Source organism: Deltaproteobacteria bacterium (assembly GCA_019308925.1).
Taxonomy (GTDB): Bacteria; Desulfobacterota; B13-G15; order B13-G15; family RBG-16-54-18; genus JAFDHG01.
In genome coordinates this window covers 1-14070 of sequence record JAFDHG010000002.1, presented here as the reverse complement: position 1 = coordinate 14070, position 14070 = coordinate 1, and the positions used below count along the sequence as shown (strand labels likewise).

General features: G+C 52.7%; 13 protein-coding genes. 6 read left to right on the top strand and 7 right to left on the bottom strand.

Annotated features, from left to right (window positions below; all coding sequences use genetic code 11):
- Position 1 precedes the first annotated feature (1 nt).
- The 4 genes from lgt to JRI46_00350 all read right to left on the bottom strand — a co-directional run bounded on the left by lgt (position 2) and on the right by JRI46_00350 (position 5034).
- Positions 2-763 (bottom strand): prolipoprotein diacylglyceryl transferase, encoded by a 762-nt coding sequence (gene lgt, locus JRI46_00365; protein ID MBW2038044.1) that lies wholly within the window; start codon positions 761-763, stop codon positions 2-4.
- Between the two features lies 1 nt (position 764).
- The gene (lspA, locus tag JRI46_00360; protein MBW2038043.1) at positions 765-1259 is read right to left on the bottom strand and encodes a signal peptidase II; all 495 of its coding nucleotides are present in this window, start codon (positions 1257-1259) and stop codon (positions 765-767) included.
- On the bottom strand, positions 1256-4024 hold the full coding sequence (gene ileS, locus JRI46_00355) for an isoleucine--tRNA ligase (protein ID MBW2038042.1): 2769 nt from the start codon (positions 4022-4024) through the stop codon (positions 1256-1258). Before ileS ends, lspA begins: the two co-directional genes overlap by 4 nt.
- A gap of 179 nt (positions 4025-4203) precedes the next feature.
- A complete protein-coding gene (locus JRI46_00350) occupies positions 4204-5034 on the bottom strand; it encodes a thermonuclease family protein (protein MBW2038041.1) in 831 nt (276 codons plus the stop codon).
- A 168-nt stretch (positions 5035-5202) separates the two neighbouring features.
- On the opposite strand from JRI46_00350, the gene JRI46_00345 reads away from it, so the two are divergent.
- From JRI46_00345 to JRI46_00330, 4 genes are all read left to right on the top strand, one after another.
- On the top strand, positions 5203-5490 hold the full coding sequence (locus JRI46_00345; GenBank protein ID MBW2038040.1) for a hypothetical protein: 288 nt from the start codon (positions 5203-5205) through the stop codon (positions 5488-5490).
- Positions 5491-5594: 104 nt separating this feature from the next.
- Complete coding sequence (locus tag JRI46_00340; GenBank protein MBW2038039.1) at positions 5595-6119, top strand: hypothetical protein; 525 nt, start codon at positions 5595-5597, stop codon at positions 6117-6119.
- A gap of 7 nt (positions 6120-6126) precedes the next feature.
- On the top strand, positions 6127-7326 hold the full coding sequence (thrC, locus tag JRI46_00335; protein MBW2038038.1) for a threonine synthase: 1200 nt from the start codon (positions 6127-6129) through the stop codon (positions 7324-7326).
- Positions 7327-7344: 18 nt separating this feature from the next.
- Positions 7345-8751: a radical SAM protein gene (locus JRI46_00330; protein MBW2038037.1), complete on the top strand. Its 1407-nt coding sequence runs from the start codon at positions 7345-7347 to the stop codon at positions 8749-8751.
- A 65-nt stretch (positions 8752-8816) separates the two neighbouring features.
- On the opposite strand, the gene JRI46_00325 is transcribed toward JRI46_00330, so the two are convergent.
- On the bottom strand, positions 8817-10808 hold the full coding sequence (locus tag JRI46_00325; protein ID MBW2038036.1) for a chloride channel protein: 1992 nt from the start codon (positions 10806-10808) through the stop codon (positions 8817-8819).
- A gap of 239 nt (positions 10809-11047) precedes the next feature.
- On the opposite strand from JRI46_00325, the gene JRI46_00320 reads away from it, so the two are divergent.
- A complete protein-coding gene (locus tag JRI46_00320) occupies positions 11048-11389 on the top strand; it encodes a phage holin family protein (GenBank protein MBW2038035.1) in 342 nt (113 codons plus the stop codon).
- Positions 11390-11612: 223 nt separating this feature from the next.
- Here JRI46_00320 and JRI46_00315 read toward each other — a convergent pair whose 3' ends face one another.
- Both JRI46_00315 and xth read right to left on the bottom strand, forming a co-directional pair.
- Positions 11613-12155: a hypothetical protein gene (locus tag JRI46_00315; GenBank protein MBW2038034.1), complete on the bottom strand. Its 543-nt coding sequence runs from the start codon at positions 12153-12155 to the stop codon at positions 11613-11615.
- A 68-nt stretch (positions 12156-12223) separates the two neighbouring features.
- A complete protein-coding gene (gene xth / locus JRI46_00310; GenBank protein ID MBW2038033.1) occupies positions 12224-13009 on the bottom strand; it encodes an exodeoxyribonuclease III in 786 nt (261 codons plus the stop codon).
- Between the two features lie 536 nt (positions 13010-13545).
- Here xth and JRI46_00305 point away from each other — a divergent pair.
- On the top strand, positions 13546-14070 hold a 525-nt coding region (locus tag JRI46_00305), incomplete at its 3' end, for a class II glutamine amidotransferase (protein MBW2038032.1).

The following is a 14070-nucleotide window of genomic DNA, read 5'->3' as shown; positions in this document are numbered from 1 at the left end:
TCTATAGACCTCTTTTTCTTAAATATAATAACATAAATACCGAGATTCCAGCTAAGGGAATCCCGATGGCCTGGGTGGTGGAAAGCAGCCCTCCAAGCACGCTGCCACGAGGGTCGCCCCGCAGGAACTCCAACAGAAAGCGCACGATAGAATAGACAAGGGTATACGACCATAAGATCTCCCCGTGAAACTTCTTCCTGCGGCGCAAGAAGATGAGAAAGGCGAAGATCAAAAAGAGGGTTACGGAGCTGTAGAGTTGTGTGGGGTGGAGGGGAATTCCCAAAGGGGCCAGACTTTGAGGGTCTTTGAAGGTAACGGCCCAGGGTAGTAAGCAGGCATTACCATAACAGCAACCTGCGCAGAAGCACCCTATCCTGCCGATGGCGTGCCCGATGGCAACAGAGGGGGCGAAGATATCTGCTACCTGCCAGAGGGGAAGTCCGATCCTCTTGATATACCAGAGACCTATTGCCACGGCAGGCAGGAGACCACCGTAAAAGACCAATCCCCCCTCCCATATCTTGAGCGCCTTTATTGGATCATATGAGTACTCCTGGAGGTTCATGAGCACAAACAGGAGGCGAGAGCCGATCAGGGCGGCCAACAGGACGTAAAAGGCGATATCGATGATCTTGTCTGGGTCGATCCCCTCCCTTGCTGCCTGCTGCCTCGCCAAAAATACCCCTATCAAGAGACCGAGGGCGACCATGACCCCATAGGTGTAGATATGGAATCTCCCGATAGTTAGGAGTACGGGATGCATTTCATCCCTCTCCTTTGGCGGCCTTTTTCCCTCCCCACAGGATCTTTAGAGCCAGCAAGAGTACCCCGATGGTGATGGAGACATCCGCCACGTTAAAGGCGGGCCAGTGCCACCCTTTGTAATGGAAATCGAGGAAGTCTACCACGCCCCCGAGACGAAAGCGGTCGACCAGGTTTCCCATTGCCCCTGTAAAGATGAGGGAGAGGCAGAAGGGGGCCCACAGGTCCCCCTCTTCGATCCTGCGGAAATAATAGAGGATGAGGACCATGGCCACAAAAGAGATGATGACAAAGAGGTAGGAGAAACCCTGGCGGTCTGCCATCAGGCCAAAGGCGGCCCCCCTGTTCAGTACATGGGTGATGTTCAGGACCCCCTTGATGGCCTCCCTGGGTTGATGGAGGGGGAAATGGCGCTCGATATAGAGCTTGCTCCCCTGATCCAGGGCGAGGAGGAAGACAAAGACAACCAATAGGATCCGATACTTCCTCTTCATCATTCCTCGCCCTTGATTGTCCGGAGGCAGCGCTGGCAGATCTCAGGGTGTTCTTTGTTCGTCCCCACGCTCTTATCATAGACCCAGCACCGCTGGCACTTTTCTCCGTCTGCCCGCCCTACCTCCACCGTCAGCTCGGCGGAGCCCCTGTCGCCAACCAGCTCCACCTGTGAGACGATAAATATCTCCCTCAATTCAGGGCCAAATTCCCGGAGGAAATCATAGAGCCTTTTTGGTGCCTTCAACCTTACCTTGGCGTCCAGCGGGTGGCCGATCACCTTCTGCTGGCGGGCCTTCTCCAAGGCCTTGGTCACCTCCTCCCGCACTTCCCATAACCTCTCCCACCTCTCCTCGATGGTCTTGTCGAGGATCTCTTCCACCGGTTTGGGGAAGCTCGCCAAGTGCACACTCACTTCCTCTCCCCCCTCTTTGGGGAGGTGTTGCCATACCTCCTCGGCGGTAAAGGAGAGGATGGGGGCCATCATCCTCACCATCCCTGTGAGGATGTGATAGATGGTGTTCTGGGCCGACCTCCTCTTGCGGGAGGACGACGACGAGGTGTAGAGGCGGTCTTTGAGGATGTCCAGATAGAGGGAGCTCAGGTCTACCACGCAGAAGTTGTGTACGGAGTGATAGATGGTGTGAAACTCAAACTCCTCATAGGCCTTTGATACCCTCTTCACCAACCTCTGAAAGCGGTCCAGGATCCATCTGTCGATCTCCAGAAGTTCTTCGTAAGGCATGGCGTGGAGGTGGGGATCGAAGTCGTAGAGGTTGCCCAGCATGTACCTCCAGGTGTTCCTGATCCTCCGGTAGGCCTCAGTGAGTCGGTCAAGGATCTCCTGGGAGATCTTTATATCGTCCCGGTAGTCCTCCGCTGCCACCCACAACCTCAGGATCTCCGCCCCGAATCCTTGGATGACCTCGTCGGGGGCCACCACGTTCCCCGCCGACTTGGACATCTTTTTCCCCTCCCCATCTACCACAAAACCGTGGGTGAGAACACTGGTGTAGGGAGGAACCCCCCTAGCCCCTACTGCGGCCAGCAGCGACGAGTGGAACCACCCTCGGTGTTGGTCGCTCCCCTCCAGATAGAGGTCGGCTGGGAACCTCAGATCGTCCCTCCTCTCCAGGACCGCGGCCCAGCTCACCCCCGAGTCGAACCAGACATCGAGGATGTCCGATTCCTTCCGGAATTTCTCCCCCCCGCAGTGAGGGCACGTGGTCCCCGGGGGCAAGAGCTTTTGCGCAGACTCGTCAAACCAGATGTCCGCTCCCTCTTGGGCAAACCTATTGGCCACAAAATCTATGATGTCCTTCTTCAACAGGGTCTCACCGCACCCCTCGCAGTAAAAGGCCACAATGGGGATCCCCCAGACCCTTTGGCGGGAGATACACCAATCAGGCCGGTTGGCCACCATACCGTAGATCCTCTCCTTGCCCCATTGGGGGATCCACTTGACCTCTTCGATCCCCTTGAGGGCCTTTTCCCTGAAGCCGTTGTGATCTATGGAGATGAACCATTGCTCGGTGGAGCGGAAGATGATGGGGTTTTTGCACCGCCAACAGTGGGGGTAGGAGTGTTCCATCTCTTCCTCCTTCAGGAGGGCCCCTACCTCGGCCAGCTTTGCGTTTACATGGGGATTGGTATCGAAGACGAACTCCTCTGCGAAGAATTCCACCTCTGGGGTGAACTTGCCGTTGTCGTCCACCGGGGCATAGATCTCTAACCCGTATTTCAAACCGCTCTCATAGTCCTCCTGGCCGTGTCCTGGGGCGGTATGGACACAACCCGTGCCCGCATCGAGGGTGACGTAATCGGCCAGGATGATGACCGACTCCCTGTCGAGAAAGGGATGGCGGCACTTCAACCCTTCCAGCTCCCCTCCCAGAAAGGTCTCCAGCACCTGGTAGTCCTTGATCCTTAGGGTGTCCATCACGATGTCCGCCAGGCCCTCAGCCACTATGTAGACCTCTTTGTCCACCTCGACCGCCACATATTTGTAGGTGGGGTGAAGGGCGATGGCGAGGTTGGCCGGGATGGTCCAGGGGGTGGTGGTCCAGATGATCACCGAGACCTTTTTCCCTTGCAGGGAGGGGTACATCTCCCCTAGATCGGAGACCATGGGGAACTTGACGAAGATGGAGGGGGAACGGTGGGGGGCATATTCCACCTCAGCCTCGGCTAGGGCGGTCTTGCAGGTGGCGCACCAATAGACCGGCTTCTTTCCCTTATAGAGATAACCTCCCTGCACAAACTTCCCGAATTCCCGCACAATGGTGGCCTGGTATTCGTAGTTCATTGTGAGGTAGGGGTTGTCCCATTCTCCAAGGACCCCCAGCCGCTTAAATTCTCCCCTTTGGATATCGATGAATTTGGTGGCATAATCCCGGCAGAGCCTCCTGATCTCGGATTTGCTCATCCCCTCTTTGTCTCCCCCCAACATCTTGTCCACCTCATGCTCCACCGGCAGACCATGGCAGTCCCAACCAGGGACATAGACGCTGTCAAAACCAGCCATGAATTTGGCCTTGACGATGATGTCCTTCAGGATTTTATTAAGGGCGGTCCCCATGTGGATGTGCCCGTTGGCATAAGGGGGCCCATCATGGAGGATATATTTTTCCCTCCCCCTGGCGGCCTTGAGAATCTCGTCATAGAGCCTCTTCTCCTCCCAACTCTTGAGGATCTCGGGCTCCCTCTTTGGTAGGTTTGCCTTCATCGGGAAGGGGGTTTGGGGGAGGTTCAAGGTCTTCTTATAGTCCATACGGCTTCTCCTGTCGGACTTTGTGCGTCGAAAACAGAAAAACAAAAAATATCACAAAGACCGCTCCATATCAATACAATATCAATGGCTTTTTGTCTTTTTCCTTGATCCAGAGATACCGAAGCTCTTTACTGACCTTTACGATCTCATCTCCGGGTCCCACTTTTTTATAGTATTCTCTAATGGTAACGCCTTTTTTTGTATACAAAGGTATCTGTCAACCTCCCCTGGGGGTCCCTGAGCGAAGCGATATCTCCTTTGTTGTTCCAGATGGGATAGCTTGAGCCCCAGTACAGGCGCAGTTGATCCACCCCTTCCACCATATCCCTCCCCGCTCCGGTAAAGAGAAGTAAGGTGTAGCCTGGCCGGAGGATGGCTCGGGGGAAGGTGTACTTGTGTCCCTCTCTGTCAAAGAGGGAAAAACCCATGAGGTTTAGATACCTCGGGGATATGTTGCATATCCTTACATACTCCCCGTTGAGATTGTACCTGTCATCACCTTTGGCATCGGCGTTAAGGCGGGTGATCTTGAGGGGCCCCTTGGGCCCACCTCGGCCCCAGATCCTCAGTCCCTTTGCCCTGGCCTCTTCTTGGAGCCTGCGGAAGTAACGGTAGTGCCGTATCGGCTCGAGGACAAAGAGGTGGGCCAAACCCACCTTCAGGAGCTGGGCATTGGTCATCTCTCCTCCAATGTAGACATAGGCCAGGGTGCGCCCATATTTATCTTTTTTGATCTCCCCAAACTCCAACATCACCAATCTCCCCTTCACCATTCGGGCATTGTAATCCCTAGCCTCCTTCCAAAAGGGCTCACCGCGCTCAGGGGTATTTATCCCCAGATAACGGAGATGACGCCCATCTTCTAAAACTATTGTATCCCCATCTATCACCCTCTTGACCAGAAAGGGACCCTCTAGATCTTGGGAGACCAGGGGGCATACCCAGATGATGCCAGCCAGAGAAATTAAAAACAGAAATAATAAAAAATTACCTGCCTTTCTGCACATCATACGTCTTCCCTGGGCAAGTAAGGATTTAGTAAAAAGTCTACCATATTTCCCCTCCTCGGTAAAACCAAAAGCCCAATACACATTGATCCTTAGGTGGAAGGAACAAAAAATATTGACAAATACTATTTTTAGTATTATAGTGTAAAAAAAACAAAACGGGAGGTCCAAATGTCTTTGAGAAAGGGGATGGTCATAGTAGTTGCCGTAACAATCCTCGGCAGCCTTTTTGGTACGCCCCATATGGTATGGGCCAAGGATGAACCGAGTGCAGAGGCGATAACCCTCGATTTTGTCCTCATCCGACCTGTTGGCGTATTGAGCCTGGCAGCGGGGACGGGCATTTTCATCATCTCCTCCCCCCTTGCCCTCATTACCGGTAGCACAAAGACCAGCGCCAAGAAGCTGGTAGTTGAGCCATTCACCTTTACCTTTGTTCGACCACTGGGGGAATATTAGATATCGTGCAGCCCCTCCCCTGCGGGCTTGGCGTGGGGAAAAGATAACCTTATTTTGTGATTAGAGTTGCCCCTTAGCGATTTCGGAGGGCATTCCAAAGCTCTATGTCCCCCCTTACCCACCTAGAGATTAGCTGGTTTGTGGCCAATATACCTCCGGGGGTTGAGCGATTCGACAGGGGCCTCATCGTCCTCTCCGGCATCATCGCTGACCTGGATGGGCTGGGGATATTCTGGGGATGGAGGTTTTACCAGAGGTATCACCACATATTTCTGCATAATTTTTTGGTGGCTGCCCTGGTGGGTATTTTACCCCTCCTTCTTCCTTTGGAGCACAAGTTCCTCGTCTCCATCTTGTGTCTCACCTCCTTTCACCTGCATATAGTCTGTGATCTTCTTGGCTCAGGCCCTGGCTGGCCAGTGAGCTATCTCTGGCCCTTGAACAGGAGGGAGTGGTATTGTAGGTACCAGTGGAATCTGGTCTCCTGGCAGAATTCTACTATCACCTTCCTGATGATCATCCCCATTTTATGGATAGCCCTTCACTATGGGCGTACCCCCCTAGAGTTCCTTTCACCGGCGATGGATGCCCGTTTGGTGGGTTTTATCCGCACTATTTGGCCTCAGTAGTGATGATATGTTAAAGGATCTCTATCAAATTTGCACAAATTGTAATACAAGATATCCGATTATCCAGGCCTATCCCCGGTGCAAAAGGTGTAACGAGCCCCTAGAGGTGGAGCTGATCACCAAGGGGATGATAAATAGGGGGGATATCTTGAAACAGACCATTTTGGCCAGATACAGGGATTTTTTACCCTTCGAAAGGATCGACGAGCAGGTGAGCCTTGGTGAGGGGTTTACCCCTTTGGTGAGGGCGGGGGAGATGGCCAAGCGTTTAGGGATTGATTCATTATTCATCAAAGATGAGACGCAGAATCCCACATGGTCCTTCAAGGATAGGGGTACGTTGCTCGGGGTGCAACACGCCATCGCCCTGGGCTATAAGAAGATTGGGACCGTATCTACCGGGAATATGGCCGTCTCTGTGGCGGCATATGGTGCCAAGGGGGGATTCAAGACATATATCTTGGTCAACTCTCAGCTTCCAGAGGAGAAGGTCGCCCCGATCACCATATATAACCCCGTCTTGATCAGGGTTGAGGGGGACTACGATGTCCTCTATTACCGCAGCATAGAGGTAGGTGAGGAAGAGGGGATCTATTTTGTCAACTCTGACGTCCCCTTCCGGGTGGAAGGGTCAAAATCCATCGCCTATGAGATCTGCGAACAGTTGGGCTTCGATGTACCGGACTATGTGATCGTCCCGACGAGTTCGGGGGGGAATTTGCGGGGGATCATAAAGGGATTTTTAGAATTTAAAGGGGCGGGATTGATATCAAGGATGCCCACGTTTGTGTGTGCCCAGGCAGAAGGGTGCAGCCCCATTGTAAAGGCGGGCCAGCAGGGTAGGGAAAAGATAGAGAGGGTAATCGATCCTCATACCATTGCCCACGCCATCGAGAACCCCAATCCACCCAGCGGGAACGAGATATTGAGAAAGATGAGGGAGTATAAGGGAATCTTTGTCGCTGTTTCAGATGAGGAGATATTGCAGGCGCAGAGGTCTTTGGCAGGGGAGGGAATCTTCGGCCAGCCAGCGGCGGCAGTCCCCCTTGCTGCCCTGCAGAGATTGATGGACAAAAAGGTGATAACGGGGGACAAAAAGGTTGTTTGCATCGTCACAGGCAGTGGGTTGAAAGATACCAAGGCCCTAGAGGGGCACAGTTTTCGGGTCACGAGCTGCAAGATAGATGAGTTGCACGCGTATATGTAAGGTTTAGCTAACAACAGGATGACGATCAGGGCCAAAAAGAGGATGGCCATCATTGCTAGCTACTTCGCCGGAGAGACCTATGGTCTGCTAGGGCCTCAGATGGCCGCCACTGTCATCCAAGAGAACACGCCCTATGATTGTATAGTCATCGCCGTGGCGCGAGAGGATGACAAGGCCCTCCTTAAAAAGGCCCTGGCCGATTATTTCGGGCAGGAGAGGCCCATTATCGGTTTCTCCACCCTGAGCGGGCGGGATGATCTCTTCTCCTTTGCCAAGGATCTTAAAGATGAGGGGGCCGTCACCATCCTAGGGGGGCCCCAGGCCGATGTGGATTACCTGGGGGAAAAGGGGTGGCGGGATCATCCCCACCGGTTCCGAGGCCTCTCAGCGAATTTCACCTTCTCCTTGCACGGGCCGGCCGAGCAGATCATCCATTTCTTACAAGACCCAGGTGGAAAGGGGTGGCAGGATACCACAGGATTGCTCTATCTCAGAGAGGATGCTGATGTGATCCAAAACCAGAAAAAGGTTTGGGAGGAGAGATTCTTGGGTAAGGTGAGGTGGGATAACATATACAGGGTAGGAAAAGCAGGGCTCATCCCCCTGAAGATCAGCACCGGACAGGTACTGCAACAGATAGGATGTCCATATGCGGCCCGGGAGAGTTGGGTTGAAATAGACTACCCTGTGTCCCTGCCCGTGAATGATGGACAAAAGGTCAAACTCCTCCTCAAGGGGTGTAGCTTCTGCGATGTAGCGGTCGATAAGGGGTTTTACGGGGAATTGGACATTGAGACGGTGCTGGATCAAATTCGCTGCCTTCCAGAATGGGGTGAGGGGAGGAAGATCCCCTTCGAGTTGATCAACGAGAATCCCCTGCCCGGGCTTCCACGCCTGTTAAGAGGAATTAGGGAGAAAGGGCTCAAGCCCTCGCAGATCAACCTTATCTTGAGGGCAGACTGGTTTCTGCGGGGGCAGGAGGCGTTAAAGGAGACCCTGCGGCTGGCCAGGTCTATGGGGGTGTGCATCCTTTTGGCCTCGGTGGGCCTTGAGTCCTTCGACGATCTGATATTGCGCAACCTCAATAAGGGGCTGAACGTCGAGACCAACCTGCAGGCGGTCCGCCTGATGAGGCAGCTCAAGAAAGAGTTCCCCCAGGAATGGGGATACTCCAGGCAAGAGGGGGCCATCCATGGGTTTATCCATCCCACCCCCTGGGACACCAAAGAGACCTCCGCCAATATTCACAGGGTCTTGCTCCAGTATGTTCTTCCCGCCGATATCCTCCCCGAGCATAGCACCCCTTTGATTGTCCATCACGCCTCTGGGTTGGGGGATTGGATTAGGGAGGTAGAGGGTAGGGAGGGGGTGAAGTTTACAAGATATGGTTCGATCATCGGGTGGTGGCAGCAAGAGAAAAAATGATGGCAGCAAACTAAATCCTTGAGGCGAGCCATTGAGAGTTTGGACCTTTGTTTAAGGATGGTCCTTTAACTACGCGGAAAGCGGGAGAGGTCCTTTTGCAAGCCGAAGACGACAAGGACATCCCCCTCCGTTATCAGGGTAGAAGGGGTAGGAAGGAGATAAGAGACTCGGTCACCCCCCTCTTTGGTTTCCCTTTTGATGGTCAAGACCGTGGCGCCGAAGCGCTCACGGAGCTTGAGCTCTGCCAGGCTCTTGCCCACAAACCTCCTGGGGGCGGAGACCTCCAGTATAAGAACTTCTCCCAGCAAGGCCAATCGTTCCGAGCGCATCTTCTGTTGTAGGCGAAAGGAAGTGGCCAAACCAGAGGCCATATCTAGTTTAAAGATCTCCCTGTTATAGGCCTCTATTACATCGCTGCGGCGGACCGTCCCGATCAACTCTTCCTTATCCACCACGGGGATCTCTTCCAGACTGAGTTTCCCAAAGAGCTGCATAACCATATCAAGGGACTCCCTAGGCTTCACCACTGTTACATCCTTGTCCATGAGATCAGAGGCGATGACCACGTCACTAACAGTTTCATAGTCCTTTAGGATAGGCCGCAAGGTCTCCAGGGAGATATGCCCCTGGATGCGGTTGCCCTTTGTAGCTACAAATAGGTGGGAAAGAGAACTCGCCATCATGCGGGTAATGAGCTCGGCCAGGGGTGTCGAGGGGGAGACCAATTCAATCTCCGGGCGCATCACCTGGGAGACCTTCAGGGACTTGAGTACGTTGAGCTCCTTTCCACCGTAGATATTTATCCCCCGCCGGACCAGTTTAAGGGTATATATCGACTCTCGGGAGAAACGGGCTGAGATCACTAGACCTATGGTACAAGCGAACATTAGAGGGAGGATGATGTGGTAGTCGGCGGTCATCTCAAAGATGATGAGCATGGCGGTAATAGGGGCCCGGGTAGTACCGGCGACCACCGCCCCCATCCCCACTAAGGCATAGGCACCAGGGGAGGCAGTGATTTGGGGGAAGAGGGTGTGGGCGAACTGACCAAAGGCACCACCTAAGGCCGCCCCCATAAAGAGGGAAGGTGCAAATATCCCCCCTGAGCCCCCTGAACCGATGGTGATGCTGGTAGCCAAAATCTTCGCCACCAAGAGCCCTATCAAGATGGCTCCTAGCATCTCCCCTCGCAAGACGGGAGTAATCGTCTCATACCCGACACCGAAGATTTGGGGAAAAAAAAGGCCGATGCATCCAATAATCGCCCCTCCAATGGCGGGTTTAACAAAATCGGGCAATCTCCATCGCTCAAAAAAATCCTCCATGCCGTAAAGAAGACGAATAAAGGCATAGGCTACCATTCCCGCTAAGATCCCCAATATCAGGTATAGGAATAACTCGCTATAGTGCAAAAGCTCATAAGGGGGGACCTCAAAGGCGGGGAAGTTGCCTAAATAGTGCCTGGATATGGCAGTAGCAATTACAGAGGAGAAAACTATAGGAATAAATTGGGATGCAGCAAATTCGCTGAGAATAATCTCTAGGGAGAATAGGGTACCGGCCATCGGGGCATTAAAGGTGGCGGCGATACCGGCTGCAGCACCGCAGGCCACCAAGGTCCGCAGGCGTTCCCCTGACACCTTCAGCCACCTGCCGATGACCGAGCCCATGCCAGAGCCGATCTGCACAATGGGACCTTCACGGCCTACCGAACCACCAGACCCAATACATATAGCGGAGGCAAAGGCCTTGGCAAAGAATACGCGGGTTCGCATCCGCCCATTCTTTAAGGCCACAGCCTCCATCACCTCGGGAACGCCATGCCCTTTGGCCTCGGGGGCAAAGAAATATACGATGATTCCCACTATCAGGCCACCTACTGCGGGGATCAGGATCTTTACCCAGAAAGGTGCGCCCAGGGCCATCACCAGCAGATCCTTTCCCTCCATCTGGGTGAAGTTCCCCCATCCCAATTGAGCAAATGTGGCAATTAACTTTCGAAACCCAACAGCCCCATATCCCCCTATTGCCCCCACAATCCCCCCCAGCACGATCATAAAAAGATGCTCTCGACGGGTAAGGGCAGTCGTTATTTGACCCCACCACTCTCTGATTCTGGAAAGTCGATCCTCTCTCATTTTAGACCTGTGTATATCATAACTTCTTTTATTTTAAATAATTGTTTAATGGGGGAAAGTCAACTTTTATTAAAGGATAGGGCCACCAAAGAAAAATCTTGACCTGAGCAGAAGGGTTGCCTTACATTAAGGTTGATGAATTCTCAGATGGGGGAATTATGGCCTTTATCATCCGTTTGCTGAGCAACATGGTGGCCATCCTGATCATCGCCTACCTCTTGCCGAGGGTGGTGCGTGTGGATAGCTGGATAGCGGCCTTAGTTGCGGCCTTCATCCTGGGGATCGTCAATGCGGTCATCCGCCCCATCTTGGTCTTCCTCACCCTCCCCCTCACTGTCTTGACCCTTGGGCTCTTTCTGCTGGTCATCAATGGGTTGATGCTCTGGTTGGTGGCGGCCCTGGTGCCTGGTTTCCACGTAAATGGTTTTTGGGGGGCGGTGTTTGGCTCGATCCTGATCAGCATCGTGAGCTGGGTATTGTCCAGCTTGGTGACCTTCTGAAGGGCCTCGAAAGGTAGGGTATCCCCCATCGGGGGTCCCACGGTCCACCCAGAGGGGAGTGGGACATTGGGAACTGGTTCAGTTGCCCCCTTTCTCTCTTGCTCCAGATGAAACAGGTAGATATCCTGGCGGTGGATCCCCAATTTAGAAATTCCTATTTTAAGGGAGCTTGAGGGACTTTGTCCCTCAAAGTAAAGTGAAGCCCTGCCCTGTGGGCGGGGCTTCACTGCAGATAATAAGGGGCCATTAATTCGTCGAGGTAGTAGACCATAGTAGCCTTATAGAGGATCTTTGCTTTGTTGGGAGCTTGGCCTGTAGGACCATGGAAATCGGCGATATGGCCGCAAAAGACTATATCCATGGTGACAAGGCTGCACTTTTGGTAATGTTTGACCCAGCTGAAAAACTCCTTCTCCTTTGGTTGTGGCCTCAATAACCCCTTGGGGATAAGGACTAAATCTCGAAACCCGGCCGGGCGGAAATCGGGGCCGGTCAGATCCCTGATCTCCCCGTTGATCAGCCAAATGGTGTCTCGGTGTTTTGGTGGGCCAAATTGATGGATGATTATCCCCTCTAAGTGATATACCTTAGACTCCTGTCGGAAATAGAGGGGGGGTTGGATCAGATTGATGGGTGTGGATTCTGACTTCAGGTGGTTTTCTCGGTCGATATCAGTTGGCGCAAGGGAGGTTCTGTACAGGAAATATGTGATAATACCCAGCAACCCAACTATGATGAGAAGCATTCTTGTATTGCTTATGGACACTTACCTCCCTCCTTCTCTATCCACGTGAGGATGAGGGAGCTAAGAGGGCGACCGGCCACCATGGCATCTTACACCTCGAATTCGGCTACCAAGATGGTATGGTCAGATGGTTTTTCCGCAAGTCTCGGTCTCATATCTATGTAGCAGTCTATGGACCTGTCAGCCAGTGAAGGGGAGGCCAGGATGTGATCCACCCTCCAACCCAAACCCCTCTCCACAGCCTTGGGGACCCTGTAGTCGAAAAAGGTATATTGTCCTGGTTCACCGGGGTGGTGTCTTCTGAACACATCCACAAATCCCCATGACTTCACCAAGGCAAAGGAATCCCACACCTCCGGGGTAAAGCAGACATGCCCAAGGAGCCTTTTTGGATTGTGCACATCTATCTCTTCCGGGGCCACATTGAGGTCACCACACCAACTAAGGGGCTCCTCGTGGGAGCAGTGTCTCGCAAAGAAGTCCCTCAGGCGTTTGAACCATTGGAGCTTGTATTTAAATTGAGGGCTATTCCTATCATACCCCTGTGGGACATAGGTATTGACCACGGTGATCCCCGAGAAGATCCCCTGTATCAGGCGATCTCCGTCTGCTGGCCCTCCATCATCGAGGCCGAAAGAGATCTCCTGCGGCTTCTCCAGGGATGCCAATGCCACCCCGTTGTACCTCTTTTGCCCCCTGAAGGCCACATAGTACCCTATATCATTAAACTCCTTAGCGGGAAATTTTTCGTCCTCCACTTTGGTCTCCTGCATGCAGAAGACCGTAGGACGGTTCCTTTGAAGCCACGGTATTATTATGTGGAGACGAGAACGTACGGAGTTCACATTGTAGGTGGCGATCTTAAAAGTTCCCATCATCCTCTCCTCTTTTTTAAGCTCATTTTAACACGAACATCTTAGAACTGTCCCTAAAAAAAGGGATAATGAGCGGGCAAGTATTGAAAAAAGGGCAGCCGAGCAGGCTCACCGAACCCAAGCCGCCGTTTTGAGGTTGGATAATACCCTTTTTAAAAGAGTATGGGGGGAGATTGTCCCATTTTTGTTTAAGGGCAGGAGAAAGGCTTGTCAGACAAGGATGTTTAAAGTTTGTGCATAACTAACAAGAGGAGTAATTTCGCCTTTCAAGTACTTTATTTAAAAATACCAACTTTATGTAACCTACTGTTTTTATTTGATTTTTTGTTCTGCTCATATAATAGGCATCTCTTCATTTATCCTTTAATATATGGGTGTTAAGTAGTTTTCCCCAAGGGTTTTCAACCACTTTTGAACAGAAATTGTTGATTTCCCCCGTTACCGTGGATTATTATGGCAAAACATTTTCCCTTGGACTTTTCCCCTCCACTTTGATAAAAGATATCTTGTTCTGCTAAATAATTAATGAGGTTGATATGGCCATCTCATGGAAGGAGGAGTGTGGGATCTTCGGGGTGTTTGGAAACCCTGAGGCGGCGAACCTGACCTATTTAGGACTCTATGCCCTCCAACATCGGGGACAGGAGAGCGCGGGGATCGTCACCTCCGACGGAAGGGGCCTGTACGCCCACAAGGAGATGGGTCTGGTCTCGGAGGTCTTTGACAAGGAGGTACTTAAAAGGTTACCTGGCCGTAGCGCCATCGGGCATGTCCGCTACTCCACGGCAGGGAGAAGCCACCTGAAAAATGCCCAACCCTTCGTCTTCGAATATTCCAAAGGGGGAATAGCCATCGCCCACAACGGCAACCTGATCAACGCCACAGCCCTGCGTGAGGAATTGGAAGGGGAAGGGGCCATCTTTCAATCTACCATGGATACAGAGGTGATCGTCCACCTATTCTCCCATGCCCATATCGGTTCCACTGTGGAGCGCGTCATCGCCGCCTTAAAAGAAGTAAAAGGGGCCTACTCCCTCCTCTTCCTCAACGAGAAGGAACTC